Consider the following 17,488-nt stretch of genomic DNA (forward strand, 5'->3'; position numbering starts at 1 on the left):
TCAGGCACGCTCCCCCTGCTTGGCCTCGACGGCAATGGAGCGCGGGCTCAGGCTGGCGAAAAGCCCCTGGATGCCGGGCCGGAACATATGCTCGAGCGCGCCGGCGAAGAGGATGACGAGCCCCTGGATGATGACGATCATGTCGCGCGAGATGCCCGGCATCTCGAAGGCAAGTTCCGCACCGCCCTGATAGAGGATGCCGAAAAGGATCGCCGCCGGCACGATGCCCGCCGGATGCGAGCGCCCCATCAGCGCTACAGCGATGCCGACGAACCCGGCGCCGCTGACGAAGTCGATCGCCAGACGGTTCTGGTCGCCCATCACAGGGTTGAGCGCCATCATGCCGGCCAGCGCGCCGGAGACCAGCATCGTGATCACGATGATGCGCGTCTCGCTCACGCCCGCGTAACGCGCGGCTTTGGCGCTGTGGCCGCGCGTGCGGATCTCATAGCCGAGCCGCGTGCGCCAGATCAGCAGCCAGACGAGGAAGGCCGCGAGCAGGGCCAGCAGGAAGGACAGGTTGAAAGGCGAGGAGCGTACCGAAAGCCCGAGGGCCTCCAGCAGCCAGTTGAGCTTCGGCAACTGCCCGCCTTCGAGGAAAGTGCGGGTCTGCGGCGCCTGGCTTCCGGCCGGCTTCAGCACGTTGACGAGCAGATAGACCATCAGGCTCGCGGCAATGAAATTGAACATGATGGTGGTGATGACGATGTGCGAGCCGCGCCTGGCCTGCAGATAGGCCGGGATGAAGGCCCAGGCGGCGCCGAACAGTGCCGCACCCGCAATGGCAATGGGAAAGGTGAGCCACCACGGCAGGATGCTGTCAAAGGTGAGACAGACCAGCGCCACGCCCAAGCCGCCGATATAGGCCTGCCCCTCGCCGCCGATATTGAACAAGCCGCAATGAAAGGCGACGGCGACCGCCAGGCCCGTGAAGATGAAGCTCGTCGCGTAGTAGAGCGTGTAGGCGATCGACTGCCCGCGCCCCACCGCGCCATCGATCAGGATCACCGCGGCGCGCAGCGGGTTCTCGCCTATGAGCAACACGACCAGGCCGGCTACGATGAAGGCGACGGTAAGGTTGATGAGCGGGATGAGCCCGTAATCGGCCCAGGCCGGCAGCTTTGCATAGGGCGCGCTCATTCCGCAGCTTCCTTCTGCTCCACGCCTGCCATCAGCAGCCCGAGCTCGCCCTCGCTCGCCTGGGCCTCGCGCTCGCCGACGATGCGGCCGGCGAACATCACCAGGATGCGGTCGGAAAGGGCGCGGATCTCGTCGAGCTCGACGGAGACAAGAAGCACGGCCTTGCCGCGGTCACGCATCTCGATGAGCCGCTTGTGGATGAATTCGATGGCGCCGACATCGACGCCGCGGGTCGGCTGACCGACGATCAGCACTTTCGGGTCCTGCTCCATCTCGCGCGCCAGCACGATCTTCTGCTGGTTGCCGCCCGAGAAATTGGCGGTCCTCAGGCGGCAGTCGGCGGGCCGGATGTCGTATTTCTCTATCTTCTCGCGCGCATCGCTGCGGATCGCATCCACGTCAAGGAGCGGACCGTTCCGATATCGCTCCTGCCGGTGATAGCCGAGGATGGAATTCTCGCTCTCCTCGAAGGCGAGCACGAGGCCCATGTGGTGCCGGTCCTCCGGCACATGGGCCATGCCGCGGGCGCGCAGCTCGGCAGGGTCGGCTGCACCGGTCAGGTCCACCGGCCTGCCCGCCAGCGTCACCGTGCCCGAAACGGCCTTGCGGATGCCGGTGATCGTCTCCAGGAGCTCCGACTGGCCGTTGCCCGCAACCCCGGCAATCCCGACGATCTCGCCGGCGCGCACATCGAAGGAGACATTGTCCACCATTGTCACGCCCCGCGCATCCCTGACCGTCAGGTTCCGGACGGACAGCAGCACCTCGCCCGGCCTTGCTGGCCCCTTCTCGACGCGCAGCAACACGCGGCGGCCGACCATCAGTTCGGCCAGCTCCTCCACGGTGGTCTCGCCGGTCTTCCTCGTGGCGACCACCGTCCCCTGCCGCATGACCGAGACATTGTCCGTGACGGCCATGATCTCGCGCAGCTTGTGCGTAATCAGCACCACCGTCTTCCCTTCCTCCTTGAGCTGGCGGAGGATGCGGAAGAGATGATCAGCCTCGGCGGGGGTGAGCACGCCCGTCGGCTCGTCGAGGATCAGGATATCGGCGCCGCGGTAAAGCGCCTTCAGGATTTCCACCCGCTGCTGCAGGCCGACCGGCAGGTCCTCCACCACCGCGTCGGGATCGACTTCCAGGCCGTAGTCACGCTCGAGCCGCTGAAGCTCCGCGCGCGCCTTGGAGATGGAGGTCTTCAGCAGCGGCTCGCCTTCGGCGCCAAGGATCACGTTTTCCAGAACGGTGAAATTGTGCACGAGCATGAAGTGCTGGTGCACCATGCCGATGCCACGGGCGATCGCATCGCTCGGCGTCTGAATATCCGCCCGCTTGCCGCCGACCAGGATCTCGCCGCGATCGGCCTGGTAGAAGCCGTAGAGGATGGACATCAGCGTAGACTTGCCGGCGCCGTTCTCGCCGACAATGCCGTGGATCGTCCCGGCCGGTATCTTGAGGCTGATGTTCCGGTTAGCATGGACCATACCGAAACTCTTGTCGATGCCGACCAGTTCGATCGCAGCGTCCGCCATGGGCCAGCCGTCTTCCCCTCGGATTTTATCGTTTGGTCAAACAGGTAGCATGCGTGCCTTCCGCTGCCAACCGGCGCCCGTGGCTGGCCGCACCGTCAATTCGTCACCATGCGGAACAAGGGCAGGCGGTCATTGTTCGTCCGGCAAGAGCCAAGATGGAGATTTCTCGCCATGGGACAGATGGACAAGGAAGAACGCGTATGGGAGCTGGTGCGCAAGATCGGCATCTGCATGCTGGTGAGCCGCGACGGCGATGACCTGCGCTCCCGGCCGATGGCGGCCTATTTCGACCGCGACACCCACATCATCTATTTCCTGACAGATGCCGACAGCCACAAGAAGGAAGAGCTTGAGCGCGATCCGCATGTGGCGCTCGCCTTCGCCGATACCGGCAGCCAGACCTATCTCTCCGTGACCGGGATCGCCGAGATCCTGAATGACCGCGAGAAGGTGCGCGAATTGTGGTCGACGCCGGCGAAGGCCTGGTGGGACAGCCCGGACGATCCGAAAATCCGCGTCCTGAAGGTGGTGCCGCAGGACGCCCAGTATTGGGACAGCCCCGGCACCATCATCAGCTACGTGAAAATGGCTGCCGCCGCCGTGTCCAGCACCCGGCCCGCCATGGGTGAAAACGCCAAGGTGAATTTCTAAGATCCGGCCTCAAAGACCCGGCGGGCATTTGCCTGCCCCGCCGCGTTTTCAGGGATCCCCCTGCGGCGGCGCTGGCCTTGCCGCAGGTTCATGCTGCGCGCCCTCAGCTTGACTCAACCGGCAAAATTTATTTAGCTGGTTGAAGTTGTTCTGCAGCATGAGCCACCGTATGGAAACCGCCGCCGAGGGACCGGTCCCCTTCTTCTTCGGCGGTCGGCTTTGTCTCGACTTCGTCAATACGGTGAACAGCCGGTCGCGGCCGGCGACGCGCGATTATCTTCCTGACTGGCAAGCGCTCATCGGCTGGTGCGGGCAGACAGCACTGTTCGACAACACCATCCTGAAGCGACTGCAAGCACAAGCCGCATCCGCCCCTCGGCGAGCCGAAGAAGCGCATGCGGCAGCGCTTGCGCTCCGTGAAGGGCTTTACCGGATTTTTCGCAATGTCATCGACCGAGCCAGCCCGCGCGGAGAAGACATGGATCTTCTCAATCGCTGTCTGCGCAACGCGCGGGCAAGACAGGTACTCGCCGCGGCGGGGACCGATTTCTTCTGGGGCTGGGACGAGGCGCGTCTCGATCTCGACTCGCCCCTCCACGCGGTCGCGCTTTCGGCGGGCAGCCTCCTTGCCGAGGATGAACTTGCCCGGCTCAAGGAATGTCCTGGCCCGGAAGGCTGCGGCTGGCTCTTTTACGACGAGACGAAGAACGCCTCGCGGCGATGGTGCAGCATGGCCCATTGCGGCGGCGCCGCGAAAGCGCGCCGCTATGCTGCGCGGCATGGGGCATAGGAGGGAGAGATGCCCTGGCACTGGTCGGAAAAGAAGGTCCTGGGCGCCGCACTGGCGCTTTGCACCCTGCTCTTTGCGGTCGGCTGGCTGACGCGCGAGGATCGGTCGAACGAGCCCTATCTGAAGATCATGGGCGGCGGCTTCATGTTCAACTATCGCACGGCCGATGTTTATTACGGCTTCACCGCAGTGGTCTCGCGGCCGCTCGCCTCAGGCTCGATCATCGAGGCCAGCTTCGAGGATCCCGGGGGCGGGCCGCCGCATCTCGTCTCCGAGCGGGTCAGCACGATGACCGACCGCTACTCCCTGCGCTCGCCGCCGATCCGCGGCGTCGAGGCGGGCAAGCCCTACCGCGTGGCGATCAAGGTCTATGACCGAGAGCACAAGCAGCTTATCTGGCAGACGGAGCGCAGTTACCGGAGCCAGATCAGCGATACGATAGTGCCCGACAAGCCGCTGACCGTCGGGCCTGGCTACCACCGGAACCCCGAACCGCCGCAAGCCCAGCCGCCAGCCGGCGGCTAGCGCGGGGCGCGCGGCGACGGATGGAGCAACACTTAGTAGGCCCGCCTGTACGGGAGCCCACCCGCCTGAAGCCAGCGTGCCAGCCGCAACGGCCCGTGCCACACAGTTCGCCTGCCTTTTCGTCTGGCGCGGTAGCCAGAGACGGTTCGGCGATCGAGGGCTTCTCGCCCTTCGCCAACCCGCCTACGCCGCCACCTCGCCCAGGATCAAGCTGCTGACCCAGGCACCGGAGTGGGCCGGGATGCGCATCCAGCGCGCCGCCTCCAGCACCGCCTGGCGGAAGTTCCCGCGCTGGCGGAAGCCGAGCGCCGCAAGCCGGCTACCGTCGAGCATATGGGCCTGATCGTTGACGGGCCGATCGGCAACATAGTCGAACCAGCAATCGGTGCCCAGCGCCTCGCCTATCGCCCGGGCCGCCTCGATGACAGTCAGCGTCTCCCGTCCAGCCACGTTATAGGTGCCGTTCCGCTCGCCCCGCTCCAGCACGAGCAGGACCGCCGCCATGAGATCGGAGACGGACAGGAAGGTGCGCCGCTGCCGGCCTGATCCCTCGATGGGAAAGGGCAGTCCGGCACGTGCATGCTCGATGAAGCGGGGAACGAGCTTTTCCCGGTGCTGCCGCGGGCCGACCACATTGCTGGGTCGCAAGATCGTCACATCGAGGCCCGCGCTGCGGAACCTCTCCACCTCGGCTTCAGCCTCGGCCTTGGAGATCGCATATGGGCTGGTGGGGGCCAGCACCGTCTCCTCGTCGGCGGGGGTGACGCGGCTGCCATAGACCTCGTCCGTGCTGAAATGGAGTACGCGTGGCACACCGGCTTCGAGGGCCGCGGCCAGCACGTTGCGCGTGCCCAGACGGTTGACGCGGTCGAACAGTTCGGGATCGGCAAAGGATCGCGGCACGTGGCTCTCCGCCGCCACATGGCACACCAATGCGACACCGCGAACCGCCCGATCGAGGAGATCGCAATCCTCAACGGAACCGCGGAGAATGCCGAGGCGCCCCGTGGCTCCGGCCATCAGAAGGTTCCTGTAGTCCGCCGCATAGGTAAAGGCGTCGAGCACCGTTACGATCGCATTCGGGTAGCTCCCAAGAAGCGCGTCCACCAGATGAGAGCCGATGAAGCCCCCGCCGCCGGTGACCAGTATTTTGCACTGGGTATTCGCATCCAGCCCGCTCCCGCGATTCCTGCTTGTCTCGTTTTGAAACATAACCTGCTGTGAATTCCTCGCTCGCACGCCCCGCCGGCTCTCCCTGCAAGGGCCGTGCCGCAGCGGGACGGGATTTTGATCGCGCAGCGATCCGAACGGGAAGGCCAAGAGCGCGCGATCACCTCATCGCGGCATCGGGGCGTCGTCAGCGGCGCCGTCGGTCGGAATGATCATCAGTTCCTGACCGGGCTCCGAAAAGCGCCAGCCGATGAGGAAAACAAGCACGATCGCGAAGCAGATCGCCGCGAGCGTAACGAGTGACCGCAGGGGATTGGGATTCTTCGGTTCGGTGCTTTTCATGGGGCGGGAATGGGCCACCTGGATTTTGGTTCCAAGCCACGCCGAGCCGTCCGGCCGGCTCCCACTAGATACCAGCTGCCGGGGACTGCCGCCCTACCGGCGGAGATGGAACGTTTCGGGCCTTTCGTCGGTTGACCTTCTGAACAAGGGAGAGTGTGATGCACAAGGACGAAGCCAAAGGTTCCGCCAAGAAAGTGCGCGGAAGCGTCAAGGAAACCGTGGGCAAGGCCACCGGCGACGAAAAGCTGCGCGGTGAGGGCAAGGCCGACAAGGCCGAAGGAAGCGTACAGAAGGGCGTCGGCAAGGCGAAGGACAAGGTTCGCGACGCGCTGAAGCGCTAGCGTCGCCACCGTCGTTCATTCCTGAAGAGCCTCCTCCGATTTCGGCAGGGGGCCTGCCGGCTATTGCTGCGCCATGGCAAACGCGGTGCTTCGAGCGCCTGATGCGCCGCGCTCTACCCGGCGCATGCTCTGCACGACAACGGGCAAACAGTGCGGGCTAAAGTACGCTGAGGAAATTGGTGGAGCCAAGGGGAGTCGAACCCCTGACCTCTTGAATGCCATTCAAGCGCTCTCCCAACTGAGCTATGGCCCCACTTTGGCCCTGATAGGGCCGCCGCCGTCGCCGGCGGGAACTCTTCGGCCTTGGGCAGCCGAAGGTGTTGGCGGCTTCTAAACCCGACCGGCCGCAGAATCAAGCCCCGCATAAATGGTGTGGCCGGATACCGCCTCAGTGCTCTTCGTCATCCTCGCCGACCCCGATGATGTCGGCCACGTCATCGTCGTCTTCCTCTTCCTCCTCGAGGAATGTGTCGTCCTCGTCGCCGAGATCGACATCCTCGTCGTCGATATCGGGCAGATCCGCCTCGTCGCCCTTGGCCTCCTCGTCCGCATCCTCGAGCGAGACGATCTCCGGCGCCTCCTCGGCGTCGAGTTCCTTCTCCGCGACCTCGTCATCTTCCTCGATAATCGGCTCGACGCCGGACTCGAAATAGCTGCGCGGATAGGAAACGCCGGTATAGGGCGAAACGATCGGGTCCTTGTTCAGGTCGTAGAATTTGCGGCCCGTTTCCGGGCAGATGCGCTTTGTGCCGAGTTCGGGTTTAGCCACCGTCCTGCCTCATCCTGTTCCTTGCCGGCCTGATGACCGACTGGTCCGGCGGGCCAAGCCAGCCGCCGCTGCCGTATGGGTTTGGGGTCCCCATAACCACAGAACGGGCGGCTGTCAAAGCCAAATGAACGGCTCCTCGCGGGCAGAATCGCGCGCCGGCGAAAAGCGCAACCGCAAGGGGATGACCGGCTTTTTCCGGCATGCTAGAGCGACGGCCAGACATGCCGCCGGAGAGATGCCCATGAGCCACGATGCAATGCCGCACCCCGCGCTCAGCCGCCGCTCGCAGGCGCTGTCCGGCCGCGTGCGCGTGCCCGGCGATAAGTCGATCTCGCACCGCTCGCTGATGTTCGGCGGCCTCGCCTCCGGCGAGACGCGGATCACCGGCCTGCTCGAAGGCGAGGATGTGCTGCGCACGGCCGACGCGATGCGCGCCATGGGCGCGCTCATCGAGCGGCAGGGCGACAGCTGGGTGATAAGGGGCACGGGCAATGGCTGCCTGCTCGAGCCGGAAGCGCCGCTGGATTTCGGCAATGCCGGGACCGGCGCGCGTCTCACCATGGGCCTCGTCGGCACCTATGAGATGACCACGCGCTTCGTGGGCGATGCTTCGCTCTCGAAGCGGCCGATGGGCCGGGTGCTCGATTCGCTGCGGCAGATGGGCACACAGGTGCTGGAGGCGGAAGCAGGCAACCGGCTGCCCATCACCTTGCGCGGACCGAAGCATGCGGCTCCCATCACCTATCGCGTGCCGATGGCATCGGCGCAGGTGAAATCGGCCGTGCTGCTCGCTGGCCTCAATACGCCCGGCATAACGACGGTGATCGAGCCGGTGATGACGCGCGACCACACGGAAAAGATGCTGGCCGGCTTCGGCGCGGAGATCGAAGTGGAGAAGGACGCCGAAGGCGCGCGCCACATCCGCATAAAGGGCCAGGGAGATCTGAAGGGACAGACCATCGCCGTGCCGGGCGATCCTTCCTCCGCAGCCTTTCCCCTGGTGGCCGCCCTCCTCGTGCCGGGTTCCGACCTCACCATCCAAAACGTGCTGATGAACCCCACGCGCACCGGCCTCATCCTCACGCTTCAGGAGATGGGAGCCGAAATCGAGCTCATGAACCGGCGCGACGCAGGCGGCGAGGAGGTGGCGGATCTGCGCGTCCGCTCGTCCAAGCTGAAGGGCGTCACGGTGCCGCCGGAACGCGCCCCCTCGATGATCGACGAGTATCCGGTGCTTGCCGTCGCGGCGAGCTTCGCCGAAGGCGAGACCGTCATGCTTGGCCTTGAGGAGCTGCGTGTGAAGGAGTCGGACCGGCTTGCGGCCGTGGCCGCAGGGCTCAAGGCAAACGGCATAGATTGCACCGAGGGCGACGCCTCCCTGTCCGTGCGCGGCCGTCCGGACGGCAAGGGTTTCGGCGGCGGAACGGTCGCCACCCACCTCGACCATCGCATCGCCATGGCCTTCCTCGTGTTGGGCCTTGCGACGGAAAGGCCCGTCACGATCGACGACGCGTCGATGATCGCCACCAGTTTTCCGGAATTCATGGAGCTGATGACGGGCCTCGGGGCCACGATCGAGCAGCGCGGCGAGGCAGGATGATGGCGGAAGCGAAGGTGGCAATGGTGATCGGCGGCGGCAGCGGCATGGGCGCCGCAGCCGCGCGCAGGCTGGCAGAGGACGGCTTTTCCGTCGCGGTTCTCTCCTCGTCGGGCAAGGGGGAGAGACTTGCCAAGGAACTCGGCGGGCTGGGCTTTACAGGCTCGAACCGTTCCGTGGAGGATCTTCAGCGTTTCACCCAGGCCGTGCTCGATCGCTTCGGCCGCATCGACGCCGTGGTCAACAGCGCCGGCCACGGACCAAAGGGGACTCTGCTGGAGATTTCCGACGCTGACTGGCAGCTCGGGATGGAATTCTACCTGCTCAACGTGGTCCGCATCGCCCGCCTGGTCACGCCGGTTATGCAGGCGCAGAAATCTGGCGCCATCGTCAACATCTCGACCTATGCCGCATTCGAGCCGGAGGAGGCTTTTCCGACCTCCGGCGTCTTCCGCTCGGGCCTCGCGGCATTCACAAAGCTCTTCGCCGACAAGTATGCGGCCGACAACGTGCGCATGAACAATGTGCTGCCAGGCTTCATCGACAGCCTGCCGGAGAAGGAGGAGCGCCGGAGCCGTATTCCGATGAAGCGCTACGGCACATCGCAGGAGGTGGCCGAACTCATCCTGTTCCTTGCGTCGGACCGGTCGAGCTACATCACCGGCCAGAATATCCGCGTCGACGGCGGCGTCACACGATCCGTATGATGCCGGACCACCTCGTCATCGCCATCGACGGTCCGGCCGCTTCCGGAAAGGGCACGCTGGCGCGCAGGCTCGCCGGTCATTTCGGGCTCAATCATCTCGACACCGGCCTTACCTATCGCGCCGTGGCGAAGGCGCTCATCGATGCGCGGCTGCCCCTCGACGACGAGGCGGAAGCCGAGAAGGCGGCGCGGGCGGTCGATCTCACATCGCTTGATCGAGAAGTCCTGTCCGCCCACGGCGTGGGCGAAGCGGCTTCGAAGGTGGCGGTGATGACGCCAGTGCGCGGCGCATTGGTCGAAAAGCAGCGCGAATTCGCGGCGCAGCCACCCGGCGCTGTGCTCGACGGCCGCGACATCGGCACCGTGGTTTTCCCCGATGCGGACGTGAAGCTCTATGTGACGGCAAGCGCCGCCGTGCGCGCAGAGCGCCGCTGGCGCGAGATTCTAGACGGCGGCGGTGAAGCCGATTACGCCGAGATCCTGGCGGATGTGGAGCGGCGCGACGCGCGCGACATGAACCGTGCCATCAGCCCGCTAAAACCTGCTGCGGACGCGCACTTGCTAGATACAAGCGAAATGGATATAGAGACCGCGTTCCTCACGGCCCGGTCCCTCATCGAGAAGGCTCTGGCGGCGAGGAGCAAAGTTTGAAAGAGCAGCGCCGGCGCTTCCCCCAGGGAAAGCGGCGGGCGCTTTTTCGGCTTAGGTGCATCGCGAATGCCTATGTTCGCGATGCACGCATGACGAACCGGTCTGCCCGCATCCCCACGCGCCGGATTGCCGCAAGATGAGCGGCCCTGGGCTTCATAAGAGCCCGGATGCATGGCAGGCCAGACGCAACGCTAACCACCCGGCGCCTCGCCCCGCATCACCGGGGTGTCTTCAGGAGATTCAATGTCGCAACTCAATCCTTCTCGCGATGATTTCGCGAGCCTACTCGAAGAATCCTTGTCCGAGCGCGATGCGGTCGAAGGATCCGTCGTCAAGGGTACCGTTACCGCTATCGAAAAAGACATGGCCATCATCGACGTCGGCCTCAAGGTCGAAGGCCGTGTCCCGCTCAAGGAGTTCGGCGCTAGGGCGAAGGACGGCCAGCTGAAGCCCGGCGACCAGGTCGAGGTCTATGTGGAGCGCATCGAGAATGCGCTGGGCGAGGCGATGCTTTCCCGCGAGAAGGCGCGCCGCGAGGAGAGCTGGGTCAAGCTCGAAGAGAAATTCAACAAGGGCGAGCGCGTCGAAGGCGTCATCTTCAACCAGGTCAAGGGCGGCTTCACCGTCGATCTGGACGGCGCCGTGGCCTTCCTGCCGCGCTCGCAGGTGGACATCCGGCCGATCCGCGACGTCACCCCGCTCATGCACACACCGCAGCCCTTCGAAATCCTCAAGATGGACAAGCGCCGCGGCAACATCGTCGTTTCCCGCCGTACCGTGCTCGAGGAGAGCCGGGCCGAGCAGCGCTCGGAGATCGTGCAGAACCTCGAAGAGGGCCAGGTGGTCGAGGGTGTCGTCAAGAACATCACCGACTACGGCGCATTCGTGGATCTGGGCGGTATCGACGGCCTGCTCCATGTCACCGACATGGCCTGGAGGCGCGTCAACCATCCGACCGAAATCCTCAATATCGGCCAGACGGTGAAGGTGCAGATCATCCGCATCAACCAGGAAACGCACCGCATCTCGCTGGGCATGAAGCAGCTCGAGGCCGACCCGTGGGAAGGCATCGGCGCCAAGTACCCGCTTGGGAAGAAGGTGCAGGGCCGCGTTACCAACATCACCGACTACGGCGCCTTCGTGGAGCTGGAGCCCGGCATCGAGGGCCTCATCCACGTCTCGGAGATGTCCTGGACCAAGAAGAACGTGCACCCCGGCAAAATTCTGTCCACGACGCAGGAAGTCGAGGTGGTGGTTCTGGAGGTGGATCCGGTCAAGCGCCGCATTTCGCTCGGTCTCAAGCAGACGCTGGAGAACCCGTGGGAGGCTTTTGCCCGCAACCACCCGGTCGGCAGCCAGGTCGAAGGCGAGGTCAAGAACAAGACCGAGTTCGGCCTGTTCATCGGCCTGGAAGGCGACGTGGACGGCATGGTCCACCTCTCCGATCTCGACTGGTCGCGTCCCGGCGAGCAGGTGATCGAGGAGTACAACCGCGGCGACATGGTCAAGGCGCAGGTGCTCGACGTCGATGTCGAGAAGGAACGCATCTCGCTCGGCATCAAGCAGCTCGGCCGCGATGCGGTGGGCGAGGCAGTCGCCTCCGGCGACCTGCGCAAAAATGCGGTGGTCACCTGCGAGGTCACGGCGATCAAGGACGGCGGCATCGAGGTCCGTCTCGTCGACCACGACCTCGACACCTTCATCAAGCGCTCCGACCTTTCACGCGACCGCGACGAGCAGCGCCCCGAGCGCTTCGCTGTCGGCCAGAAGGTTGATGCCCGGGTCATCCAGTTCGACAAGAAGACGCGCAAGCTGACCGTGTCCATCAAGGCGCTCGAGATTGCCGAGGAGAAGGAAGCGGTGGCCCAGTACGGCTCGACCGACTCCGGCGCCTCGCTCGGCGACATCCTGGGCGCCGCGCTCAAGAAGCAGGGCGGCAAGGAGTAATCCTCCGCACCTGCGATCGACAGACGAAGCCCCGCGCGCCTCAAAAGCTCGCGGGGCTTTCTCATTTGGGCAAGACAGTTCCGGGCAGGATTGCGTCGTGCGCGGCGGAAGTAAGCTCAAGCGGAGGGAGACCGCACCGGCTTCCACACCCTAACCCTCGTCGGAGCCCTGGGCTTCCCTCCGCGCCAGCTCGTTCTCGACCCCGACGATCAGCTTGCGCAGCAGGGCTGCAAGCATCTCGCGCTCTTTTGGCTCGAGAGCCTTCAGAAAGGAGGATTCGTTCGCCATGTCCGTGCGAAATGCCTCCTCGGCGCGCGCGACGCCGGCGTCAGTCAAAGCCACGAGCACGCTGCGCCCGTCATTCGGCGACTTCTCGCGCCGGATCAGCCCTGCCTTCTCCAGCCGGTCAAGCCTGTGGGTGAGACCGCCCGAAGATATCATCAGCGACGTGTAAAGTTCCGTCGGCGTCAGGCGGTAAGGCGGCCCGGAACGTCGTAGAGTCGCCATCACGTCGAATTCGCCGCGGTCCAGGCCGAAGGCGGCAAAGGTCGCCTCTATGCTGCCGCGCACCAAGTTCGACAGCCGGTAGGCTCGGCCGAGAATCGCCATCGGCTCGGTATCGAGATCTGGCAGTTCCCGCGCCCATTGCCGGCGCAGCCGGTCGACATGGTCCTCTACCGCCCATTCTTCTTTCGCTTCAGTTCCGCCCGCCATGCTGCCCTCGGATGCCGATACGGGCGCAGAGCATACATGCTTCCAAAAGGCCGAGAAAGATATCTCGATTGGAAGATATATATCTTGACAAGAAGATAGTTTTATAGGATATCTTCCTGCGAAGACAATTCAGAGCGCGAAAGAGGTGGACCAAATGTTCAGGATTCATCGCCATCAGGAGCCGCAGCCCGGCCAGAGCCGGACAGTCCGGTTCGAGGGACGGGAGCTCGGCGGCCCGGTGTCCTTCTTCCTGGTCGATGCCGAGCCGGGCCGCGGATCGGCCCTGCATGTGCATCCCTATTCAGAGACATGGGTCGTCAGGAAGGGTCAGGCCGAGTTCACCGTCGGCGACGACAAGACACGAGCCTTTCCGGAAGACATCGTCGTCGCGGCCGCCAATGTTCCGCACCGCTTCGTCAATGTGGGTGACGACAGACTAGAGCTTGTCTGCATCCATCCCAGCGATAGGATCGTGCAGGAGCCGGCTTGAAGCCAAAACCACGGAAACCGCAGAGGAGAACGCAATGCCGAAGATGATCTTCGTGAACCTGCCGGTGAGGGATCTTGCCGTCTCCACCCGATTCTATGAGGCGATCGGGTGCAGAAAGAATGAGCAGTTCAGCGACCAGAACGCGGCCTCGATGGTGTGGTCCGACACGATCACGTTCCAGCTTCTGACGCGCGATTACTTTGCGACCTTCGCGACGAAGCCGATTGCCGATGCGCGGGAGACCGTCGGGATGCTGATCGCCCTTTCCTGCGACAGCCGCGAAGCGGTGGACACCATCACGGAGGCCGCGGCGGCTGCCGGCGGCAAAGCCGACATCCGCGAGCGTCAGGACATGGGCTTCATGTATCTGCGCACGTTCGAGGACCCCGACGGCCACACCTTCGAGCCGGCCTGGATGAATATGGATGCGGCATCCGCGACGACGGGCGAATAGTCCCGGAGCCGACCGGGATCATGAGCGAGGCAGCCATTCCTGCCCTGGCCATCGATGCGGTGAGCGCCCTTGAGCGATCCTTCGGGAAGTCGCTCCTGGCTGCCTATCTGCATGGTTCGGCGGTAGCCGGCGGCCTGCGCCCAAACAGTGACGTGGACGTGCTGGCGGTCATCGGCCGGCCGATTACGCATGCGGAGCGGGCGCAACTGGTTGCTGGACTGATGAAGATGTCCGGCGCGCCCGGCAGCGGCGACGGCTCGCGTCCACTGGAGCTGATCGTCTTCCTCCGCGCTGATCTCACGCCACCGTCCTATCCGGCGCGTAGCGAGTTCATTTATGGCGAATGGCTGCGCGACGCGTTCAAGGCGGGCGGTGTGCCCGAACCCGCAGGCGATCCGGAGATGACCCTGATCCTGGCGCAAGCGCGAAGGGAAGCCAGAACCCTGATCGGTCCCGATCCAGCGGAAATGCTGCCGGTCATCCCGCAAGCCCACATAGGCCGGGCGATCGGCGATTTGCTGCCTGCCCTGCTCGCCTCGCTCGACGGAGATGAGCGCAACGTCCTTCTGACCCTCGCGCGCATGTGGCGTACCCTCAGCACCGGGGAGTTCGTGCCCAAGGACGTCGCGGCGGAGTGGGCGGCGCCGCGGCTGCCTGAAGAAGCGGCCGGGTTGATCACTTGCGCCGGCAGGGAGTATCTCGGCGCGGTCAGCGTCGATTGGCAGGCACGCCGGGATGAAGTCCGCCGCGTGGCGGAAGACCTGCGCCAGCGCGTGCTCGCCATGCTGTGACGCCTTTCGCCGGCGACAGCCCCCAGGGCATCCGGCGAGATTTCATCCTGCCCCCGACTTCCGGCTTGACGAACATATATCCGTGCGGTTATGGATCGGACCGATAGCCGACGAGTTATGGGTCGAATGCTCCAGCCCCACGATGTCCTGTTCAGAACCCTCGCCGATCCGACGCGGCGGGCCATTTTCGAGCGGTTGTGCCGCGAGGGAGACCAGACCGTCGGGGCGCTGACGGCAGCGGCCGGGGTCTCGCAGCCGGCCGTCTCCAAGCATCTTGGCGTCCTGAAGCGGGCCGGGCTTGTGCGCGACCGGCAACAGGGGCGGCAGACGCACTATAGCGCAGAGGTCGGCGCGCTAGCCCCGCTAGTCGACTGGACGAAGCAGATGGGCGGGTTTTGGCGAGACCGCTTCGACGACCTGGAGGACCTGCTCAAGAGGATGGACCAGTGACCGACATCGCCGCCGAAACGCTCACAATCATCGTCGAGAGAGAAATCCCCCATCCGCCGGAGAAGATCTGGCGTGCGCTGACGCAGCCGCACCTGATGGAGGAGTGGTTCATGAAGAGCGACTTCAAGCCGGACGTGGGGTACCGCTTCAATGTGAGCGCCGACTGGGGCTCGGTCGACTGCGAGGTCCGGACAGCCGAGCCGAACAGGTCCCTGTCCTACACCTGGGACACCAAGGACCTGACAAGCGTCGTCACCTGGACCCTCACCCCTACCGGCACGGGGACGCTGCTGCGCATGGAGCAATCAGGCTTCCGGCCGGACCAGCAGTCCTACTACCGGGGCGCCAAGGTCAAGTGGCCACAGTTCCTCGCCGCCCTGGAGCAGGTGGTCGCAAAGCTGGACTGACCCCCAAGGCACAGGACAATGCCATGAAGACCACGGAGGCGTCATTGAACTGGAGCAAGTGGATACGGCAGATCCATCGCTGGGTCTCGATCATCTTTGCGGCACTCGTCGCAGCCATCTTCATCGCCCTGGGACTCGGGAAAGAACCTGCCGAATGGGTGTATTTCCTGCCGCTCCTCCCCCTCTTCCTGCTTCTGCTCACCGGGCTTTATCTCTTCGCGCTGCCTTATATGGCCGGGCGGCGCATGGGCGGAGGGACTTGATGAACGGCAAGAAGCCCGCTCCCGCGCCGGCCCCAGGCGAGCCTGTTCTCCTCACCGGCGGCAATCCGCAGATCCCCAAGGGCTACGGCGAGGAACCGGTGAAGGCCTATATCGCGGCCATGCCGGGCTGGAAGAGCGCCGTCGGGCGGCGCATAGACGAGATCATCACGGGCACCGTCCCCGGCGTGAACAAGGCGGTGAAATGGAACTCGCCGCTTTACGGACTGGAGGGTCGGGGCTGGTTCCTCAGCCTTCATTGCTTCACCAAATACATCAAGGTGACGTTCTTTCGCGGCACGTCGCTCCATCCCGTCCCTCCCGGCAAATCCAAGCACAAGGATGTCCGGTACCTCGACATTTACGAGGACCAGTTCGATGAAGCGCAGTTCGCCGACTGGGTGAAGCAGGCCAGCCAATTGCCAGGCGAGAAACTGTGAGGCGACCATGACGACGAGCGACGTGAAGAGTGCCTCCCAGCTGATCGACGCACGGATCAGGGAACTGGGCGACTGGCGCGGCGAGACGCTTGCGCGTATCCGGGCTCTCATCAAGGAGGCCGATCCCGACGTCGTCGAGACCTGGAAGTGGCGAGGCGTTCCGGTCTGGGAGCACGCCGGCATCATCTGCACCGGCGAGACCTACAAGGACAAGGTGAAGGTGACCTTCGCCAAGGGAGCCGCGCTGGAGGACCCTTCCGGCCTTTTCAATTCCAGCCTCGACGGCAATACACGCCGCGCCATCGACTTTCGTGAAGGCGATACGGTCGATGCGGATCCGCTCAAGGCGCTCATTCGCGCCGCCGTCGCCCTCAACACGGCGAAGGCTCGCCCGCGGCGCGGCTGAGGGCGGCGCGACCCGGTTCGCTGATCTGCTTCGCCGCAATCCAGCCCGGCCATTGCCTGCCCTTCCATAGGGTGAGATCATCACCGGGACATCAGGCCAAGGATCGCGAGGAAAGCGATGAAGCAGAAGGTCACCGGCATCGGCGGCGTGTTCTTCCGGGCACGCGACCCGAAGGCGCTCGCCGCCTGGTATGAGGAGCATCTCGGCATCGACGACATGGCCAAGAGCGTCTGGCGGCAGGAGGCGGGCGACACGATCTTCGGGCCCTTTGCCGAGACGACCAGCTATTTCGGCCGGCCTGAGCAGCAATGGATGATCAATTTTCGCGTCGACGACCTCGACGCGATGATCAGCCAGCTGAAAGGGTCGGGGATCACTGTGGAAACGCGCGCCGAATGGGATTCGGAGGTCGGCCGCTTCGCGCGCATTCACGATCCCGAGGGCAATCCGGTCGAGCTTTGGGAGCCTGCGCACAAATAGCAGCTCACCAGTGCGGCGGCCTGGTGACCGGGACCTCCGGCGCCGTCCGTTCCTCCAGTGCCAGGAAGCGTTCCGTCAGCAGGTCGAGCTTCTTCTGCACGCGCTCGATCAGCGCCCATTGCTCGGCGAGCTGGGCCGAAAGCTCCTCGATCGTCTTTTCCTGTTCGGCCGCAAGGGTTTCGAGTTTCACCAGCCGTTCCTCGTCCATGACCTGCCTCCGAGCCGCTTACCGCCGACATGCGCGGCGCCTCCTATCCTAGGGCGGAGCGGGCGGAACGCCTACCCTTCCCCTCGAGGGATGGGTGAAGGCGCGTTTCATCGCTGCCACGCCCGGCATTCGCCGTCTGGCCATTGAAGAAGGTGGGAAGCGGGGCGCGTGATCCGTGCCTCTCTGTTAGTTTATGTGGCGCGTCTCACGCGCCCCGCCGGCCGCTGTCC

24 protein-coding genes and 1 tRNA gene are annotated in these 17,488 nt (G+C 64.6%); 17 read left to right on the forward strand and 8 right to left on the reverse strand.

Features of this window, described 5'->3' with window-relative positions; genetic code table 11:
- Both RIN79_RS04990 and RIN79_RS04995 read right to left on the reverse strand, forming a co-directional pair.
- Positions 1–1,140, reverse strand: coding sequence for an ABC transporter permease (locus RIN79_RS04990; RefSeq protein ID WP_309083505.1), 1,140 nt, complete (start codon positions 1,138–1,140; stop codon positions 1–3).
- A complete protein-coding gene (locus tag RIN79_RS04995) occupies positions 1,137–2,669 on the reverse strand; it encodes an ABC transporter ATP-binding protein (protein ID WP_309083506.1) in 1,533 nt (510 codons plus the stop codon). The genes RIN79_RS04990 and RIN79_RS04995 overlap by 4 nt, the downstream gene beginning before the upstream one ends.
- Positions 2,670–2,840: 171 nt before the next feature.
- Here RIN79_RS04995 and RIN79_RS05000 point away from each other — a divergent pair, with 171 nt between their 5' ends.
- The 3 genes from RIN79_RS05000 to RIN79_RS05010 all read left to right on the forward strand — a co-directional run bounded on the left by RIN79_RS05000 (position 2,841) and on the right by RIN79_RS05010 (position 4,635).
- Entirely contained in the window at positions 2,841–3,320 is a 480-nt protein-coding gene (locus tag RIN79_RS05000; RefSeq protein WP_309083507.1) for a pyridoxamine 5'-phosphate oxidase family protein, read from the forward strand.
- Positions 3,321–3,489: 169 nt separating this feature from the next.
- A complete protein-coding gene (locus RIN79_RS05005) occupies positions 3,490–4,110 on the forward strand; it encodes an ABATE domain-containing protein (RefSeq protein WP_309083508.1) in 621 nt (206 codons plus the stop codon).
- Positions 4,111–4,119: 9 nt separating this feature from the next.
- A complete protein-coding gene (locus RIN79_RS05010; protein WP_309083509.1) occupies positions 4,120–4,635 on the forward strand; it encodes a hypothetical protein in 516 nt (171 codons plus the stop codon).
- A gap of 183 nt (positions 4,636–4,818) precedes the next feature.
- Here the strand turns inward: RIN79_RS05010 and RIN79_RS05015 are convergent, their stop codons facing one another.
- On the reverse strand, positions 4,819–5,847 hold the full coding sequence (locus RIN79_RS05015; protein ID WP_309083510.1) for an NAD-dependent epimerase/dehydratase family protein: 1,029 nt from the start codon (positions 5,845–5,847) through the stop codon (positions 4,819–4,821).
- Between the two features lie 123 nt (positions 5,848–5,970).
- Positions 5,971–6,147, reverse strand: a complete 177-nt coding sequence (locus tag RIN79_RS05020; RefSeq protein WP_309083511.1) for a hypothetical protein — start codon at positions 6,145–6,147, stop codon at positions 5,971–5,973.
- Positions 6,148–6,305: 158 nt separating this feature from the next.
- Here RIN79_RS05020 and RIN79_RS05025 point away from each other — a divergent pair, with 158 nt between their 5' ends.
- A complete protein-coding gene (locus RIN79_RS05025) occupies positions 6,306–6,488 on the forward strand; it encodes a CsbD family protein (RefSeq protein WP_309083512.1) in 183 nt (60 codons plus the stop codon).
- Positions 6,489–6,665: 177 nt separating this feature from the next.
- On the opposite strand, the gene RIN79_RS05030 is transcribed toward RIN79_RS05025, so the two are convergent.
- Positions 6,666–6,741 (reverse strand) — tRNA-Ala (locus RIN79_RS05030).
- A gap of 135 nt (positions 6,742–6,876) precedes the next feature.
- Entirely contained in the window at positions 6,877–7,257 is a 381-nt protein-coding gene (locus RIN79_RS05035; protein WP_309083513.1) for a TIGR02300 family protein, read from the reverse strand.
- Positions 7,258–7,498: 241 nt separating this feature from the next.
- On the opposite strand from RIN79_RS05035, the gene aroA reads away from it, so the two are divergent.
- The 4 genes from aroA to rpsA all read left to right on the forward strand — a co-directional run bounded on the left by aroA (position 7,499) and on the right by rpsA (position 12,158).
- On the forward strand, positions 7,499–8,857 hold the full coding sequence (aroA, locus tag RIN79_RS05040; protein ID WP_309083514.1) for a 3-phosphoshikimate 1-carboxyvinyltransferase: 1,359 nt from the start codon (positions 7,499–7,501) through the stop codon (positions 8,855–8,857).
- The gene (locus RIN79_RS05045) at positions 8,857–9,561 is read left to right on the forward strand and encodes an SDR family oxidoreductase (RefSeq protein WP_309083548.1); all 705 of its coding nucleotides are present in this window, start codon (positions 8,857–8,859) and stop codon (positions 9,559–9,561) included. Before aroA ends, RIN79_RS05045 begins: the two co-directional genes overlap by 1 nt.
- A complete protein-coding gene (cmk, locus tag RIN79_RS05050; protein ID WP_375165878.1) occupies positions 9,561–10,211 on the forward strand; it encodes a (d)CMP kinase in 651 nt (216 codons plus the stop codon). The genes RIN79_RS05045 and cmk overlap by 1 nt, the downstream gene beginning before the upstream one ends.
- 243 nt (positions 10,212–10,454) lie before the next feature.
- Positions 10,455–12,158 (forward strand): 30S ribosomal protein S1, encoded by a 1,704-nt coding sequence (gene rpsA, locus RIN79_RS05055; RefSeq protein WP_309083516.1) that lies wholly within the window; start codon positions 10,455–10,457, stop codon positions 12,156–12,158.
- A gap of 150 nt (positions 12,159–12,308) precedes the next feature.
- Here rpsA and RIN79_RS05060 read toward each other — a convergent pair whose 3' ends face one another.
- Entirely contained in the window at positions 12,309–12,872 is a 564-nt protein-coding gene (locus RIN79_RS05060; RefSeq protein WP_309083517.1) for a MarR family transcriptional regulator, read from the reverse strand.
- 154 nt (positions 12,873–13,026) lie between these two features.
- Here RIN79_RS05060 and RIN79_RS05065 point away from each other — a divergent pair, with 154 nt between their 5' ends.
- The 9 genes from RIN79_RS05065 to RIN79_RS05105 all read left to right on the forward strand — a co-directional run bounded on the left by RIN79_RS05065 (position 13,027) and on the right by RIN79_RS05105 (position 17,050).
- Complete coding sequence (locus RIN79_RS05065) at positions 13,027–13,362, forward strand: cupin domain-containing protein (protein WP_309083518.1); 336 nt, start codon at positions 13,027–13,029, stop codon at positions 13,360–13,362.
- Between the two features lie 34 nt (positions 13,363–13,396).
- Positions 13,397–13,816, forward strand: coding sequence for a VOC family protein (locus tag RIN79_RS05070; RefSeq protein ID WP_309083519.1), 420 nt, complete (start codon positions 13,397–13,399; stop codon positions 13,814–13,816).
- 20 nt (positions 13,817–13,836) lie between these two features.
- On the forward strand, positions 13,837–14,607 hold the full coding sequence (locus RIN79_RS05075) for an aminoglycoside adenylyltransferase family protein (protein ID WP_309083520.1): 771 nt from the start codon (positions 13,837–13,839) through the stop codon (positions 14,605–14,607).
- 126 nt (positions 14,608–14,733) lie between these two features.
- Positions 14,734–15,057, forward strand: a complete 324-nt coding sequence (locus RIN79_RS05080; protein WP_309083521.1) for a metalloregulator ArsR/SmtB family transcription factor — start codon at positions 14,734–14,736, stop codon at positions 15,055–15,057.
- On the forward strand, positions 15,054–15,464 hold the full coding sequence (locus RIN79_RS05085; RefSeq protein ID WP_309083522.1) for an SRPBCC domain-containing protein: 411 nt from the start codon (positions 15,054–15,056) through the stop codon (positions 15,462–15,464). Before RIN79_RS05080 ends, RIN79_RS05085 begins: the two co-directional genes overlap by 4 nt.
- A gap of 44 nt (positions 15,465–15,508) precedes the next feature.
- On the forward strand, positions 15,509–15,727 hold the full coding sequence (locus tag RIN79_RS05090) for a hypothetical protein (RefSeq protein ID WP_309083549.1): 219 nt from the start codon (positions 15,509–15,511) through the stop codon (positions 15,725–15,727).
- Positions 15,727–16,164, forward strand: a complete 438-nt coding sequence (locus tag RIN79_RS05095; RefSeq protein WP_309083523.1) for a DUF1801 domain-containing protein — start codon at positions 15,727–15,729, stop codon at positions 16,162–16,164. The genes RIN79_RS05090 and RIN79_RS05095 overlap by 1 nt, the downstream gene beginning before the upstream one ends.
- Before the next feature lie 7 nt (positions 16,165–16,171).
- Positions 16,172–16,570, forward strand: coding sequence for a DUF1801 domain-containing protein (locus RIN79_RS05100; RefSeq protein ID WP_309083524.1), 399 nt, complete (start codon positions 16,172–16,174; stop codon positions 16,568–16,570).
- 117 nt (positions 16,571–16,687) lie between these two features.
- Positions 16,688–17,050, forward strand: coding sequence for a VOC family protein (locus RIN79_RS05105; protein ID WP_309083525.1), 363 nt, complete (start codon positions 16,688–16,690; stop codon positions 17,048–17,050).
- A gap of 4 nt (positions 17,051–17,054) precedes the next feature.
- Here RIN79_RS05105 and RIN79_RS05110 read toward each other — a convergent pair whose 3' ends face one another.
- Positions 17,055–17,258, reverse strand: coding sequence for a SlyX family protein (locus RIN79_RS05110; protein WP_309083526.1), 204 nt, complete (start codon positions 17,256–17,258; stop codon positions 17,055–17,057).
- Between the last annotated feature and the right edge of the window lie 230 nt (positions 17,259–17,488).

Source organism: Chelativorans sp. (assembly GCF_031180965.1).
Lineage (GTDB): Bacteria > Pseudomonadota > Alphaproteobacteria > Rhizobiales > Rhizobiaceae > Chelativorans.

Coding starts and splice junctions, on each gene's coding strand:
- RIN79_RS04990 (WP_309083505.1), bottom strand. CDS start 1,140: ATGAGCGCGCCCTATGCAAAGCTGCCGGCCTGGGCCGATTACGGGCTC.
- RIN79_RS04995 (WP_309083506.1), bottom strand. CDS start 2,669: ATGGCGGACGCTGCGATCGAACTGGTCGGCATCGACAAGAGTTTCGGT.
- RIN79_RS05000 (WP_309083507.1), top strand. CDS start 2,841: ATGGGACAGATGGACAAGGAAGAACGCGTATGGGAGCTGGTGCGCAAG.
- RIN79_RS05005 (WP_309083508.1), top strand. CDS start 3,490: ATGGAAACCGCCGCCGAGGGACCGGTCCCCTTCTTCTTCGGCGGTCGG.
- RIN79_RS05010 (WP_309083509.1), top strand. CDS start 4,120: ATGCCCTGGCACTGGTCGGAAAAGAAGGTCCTGGGCGCCGCACTGGCG.
- RIN79_RS05015 (WP_309083510.1), bottom strand. CDS start 5,847: ATGTTTCAAAACGAGACAAGCAGGAATCGCGGGAGCGGGCTGGATGCG.
- RIN79_RS05020 (WP_309083511.1), bottom strand. CDS start 6,147: ATGAAAAGCACCGAACCGAAGAATCCCAATCCCCTGCGGTCACTCGTT.
- RIN79_RS05025 (WP_309083512.1), top strand. CDS start 6,306: ATGCACAAGGACGAAGCCAAAGGTTCCGCCAAGAAAGTGCGCGGAAGC.
- aroA (WP_309083514.1), top strand. CDS start 7,499: ATGAGCCACGATGCAATGCCGCACCCCGCGCTCAGCCGCCGCTCGCAG.
- RIN79_RS05045 (WP_309083548.1), top strand. CDS start 8,857: ATGGCGGAAGCGAAGGTGGCAATGGTGATCGGCGGCGGCAGCGGCATG.
- cmk (WP_375165878.1), top strand. CDS start 9,561: ATGCCGGACCACCTCGTCATCGCCATCGACGGTCCGGCCGCTTCCGGA.
- rpsA (WP_309083516.1), top strand. CDS start 10,455: ATGTCGCAACTCAATCCTTCTCGCGATGATTTCGCGAGCCTACTCGAA.
- RIN79_RS05060 (WP_309083517.1), bottom strand. CDS start 12,872: ATGGCGGGCGGAACTGAAGCGAAAGAAGAATGGGCGGTAGAGGACCAT.
- RIN79_RS05065 (WP_309083518.1), top strand. CDS start 13,027: ATGTTCAGGATTCATCGCCATCAGGAGCCGCAGCCCGGCCAGAGCCGG.
- RIN79_RS05070 (WP_309083519.1), top strand. CDS start 13,397: ATGCCGAAGATGATCTTCGTGAACCTGCCGGTGAGGGATCTTGCCGTC.
- RIN79_RS05075 (WP_309083520.1), top strand. CDS start 13,837: ATGAGCGAGGCAGCCATTCCTGCCCTGGCCATCGATGCGGTGAGCGCC.
- RIN79_RS05080 (WP_309083521.1), top strand. CDS start 14,734: ATGCTCCAGCCCCACGATGTCCTGTTCAGAACCCTCGCCGATCCGACG.
- RIN79_RS05095 (WP_309083523.1), top strand. CDS start 15,727: ATGAACGGCAAGAAGCCCGCTCCCGCGCCGGCCCCAGGCGAGCCTGTT.
- RIN79_RS05100 (WP_309083524.1), top strand. CDS start 16,172: ATGACGACGAGCGACGTGAAGAGTGCCTCCCAGCTGATCGACGCACGG.
- RIN79_RS05105 (WP_309083525.1), top strand. CDS start 16,688: ATGAAGCAGAAGGTCACCGGCATCGGCGGCGTGTTCTTCCGGGCACGC.
- RIN79_RS05110 (WP_309083526.1), bottom strand. CDS start 17,258: ATGGACGAGGAACGGCTGGTGAAACTCGAAACCCTTGCGGCCGAACAG.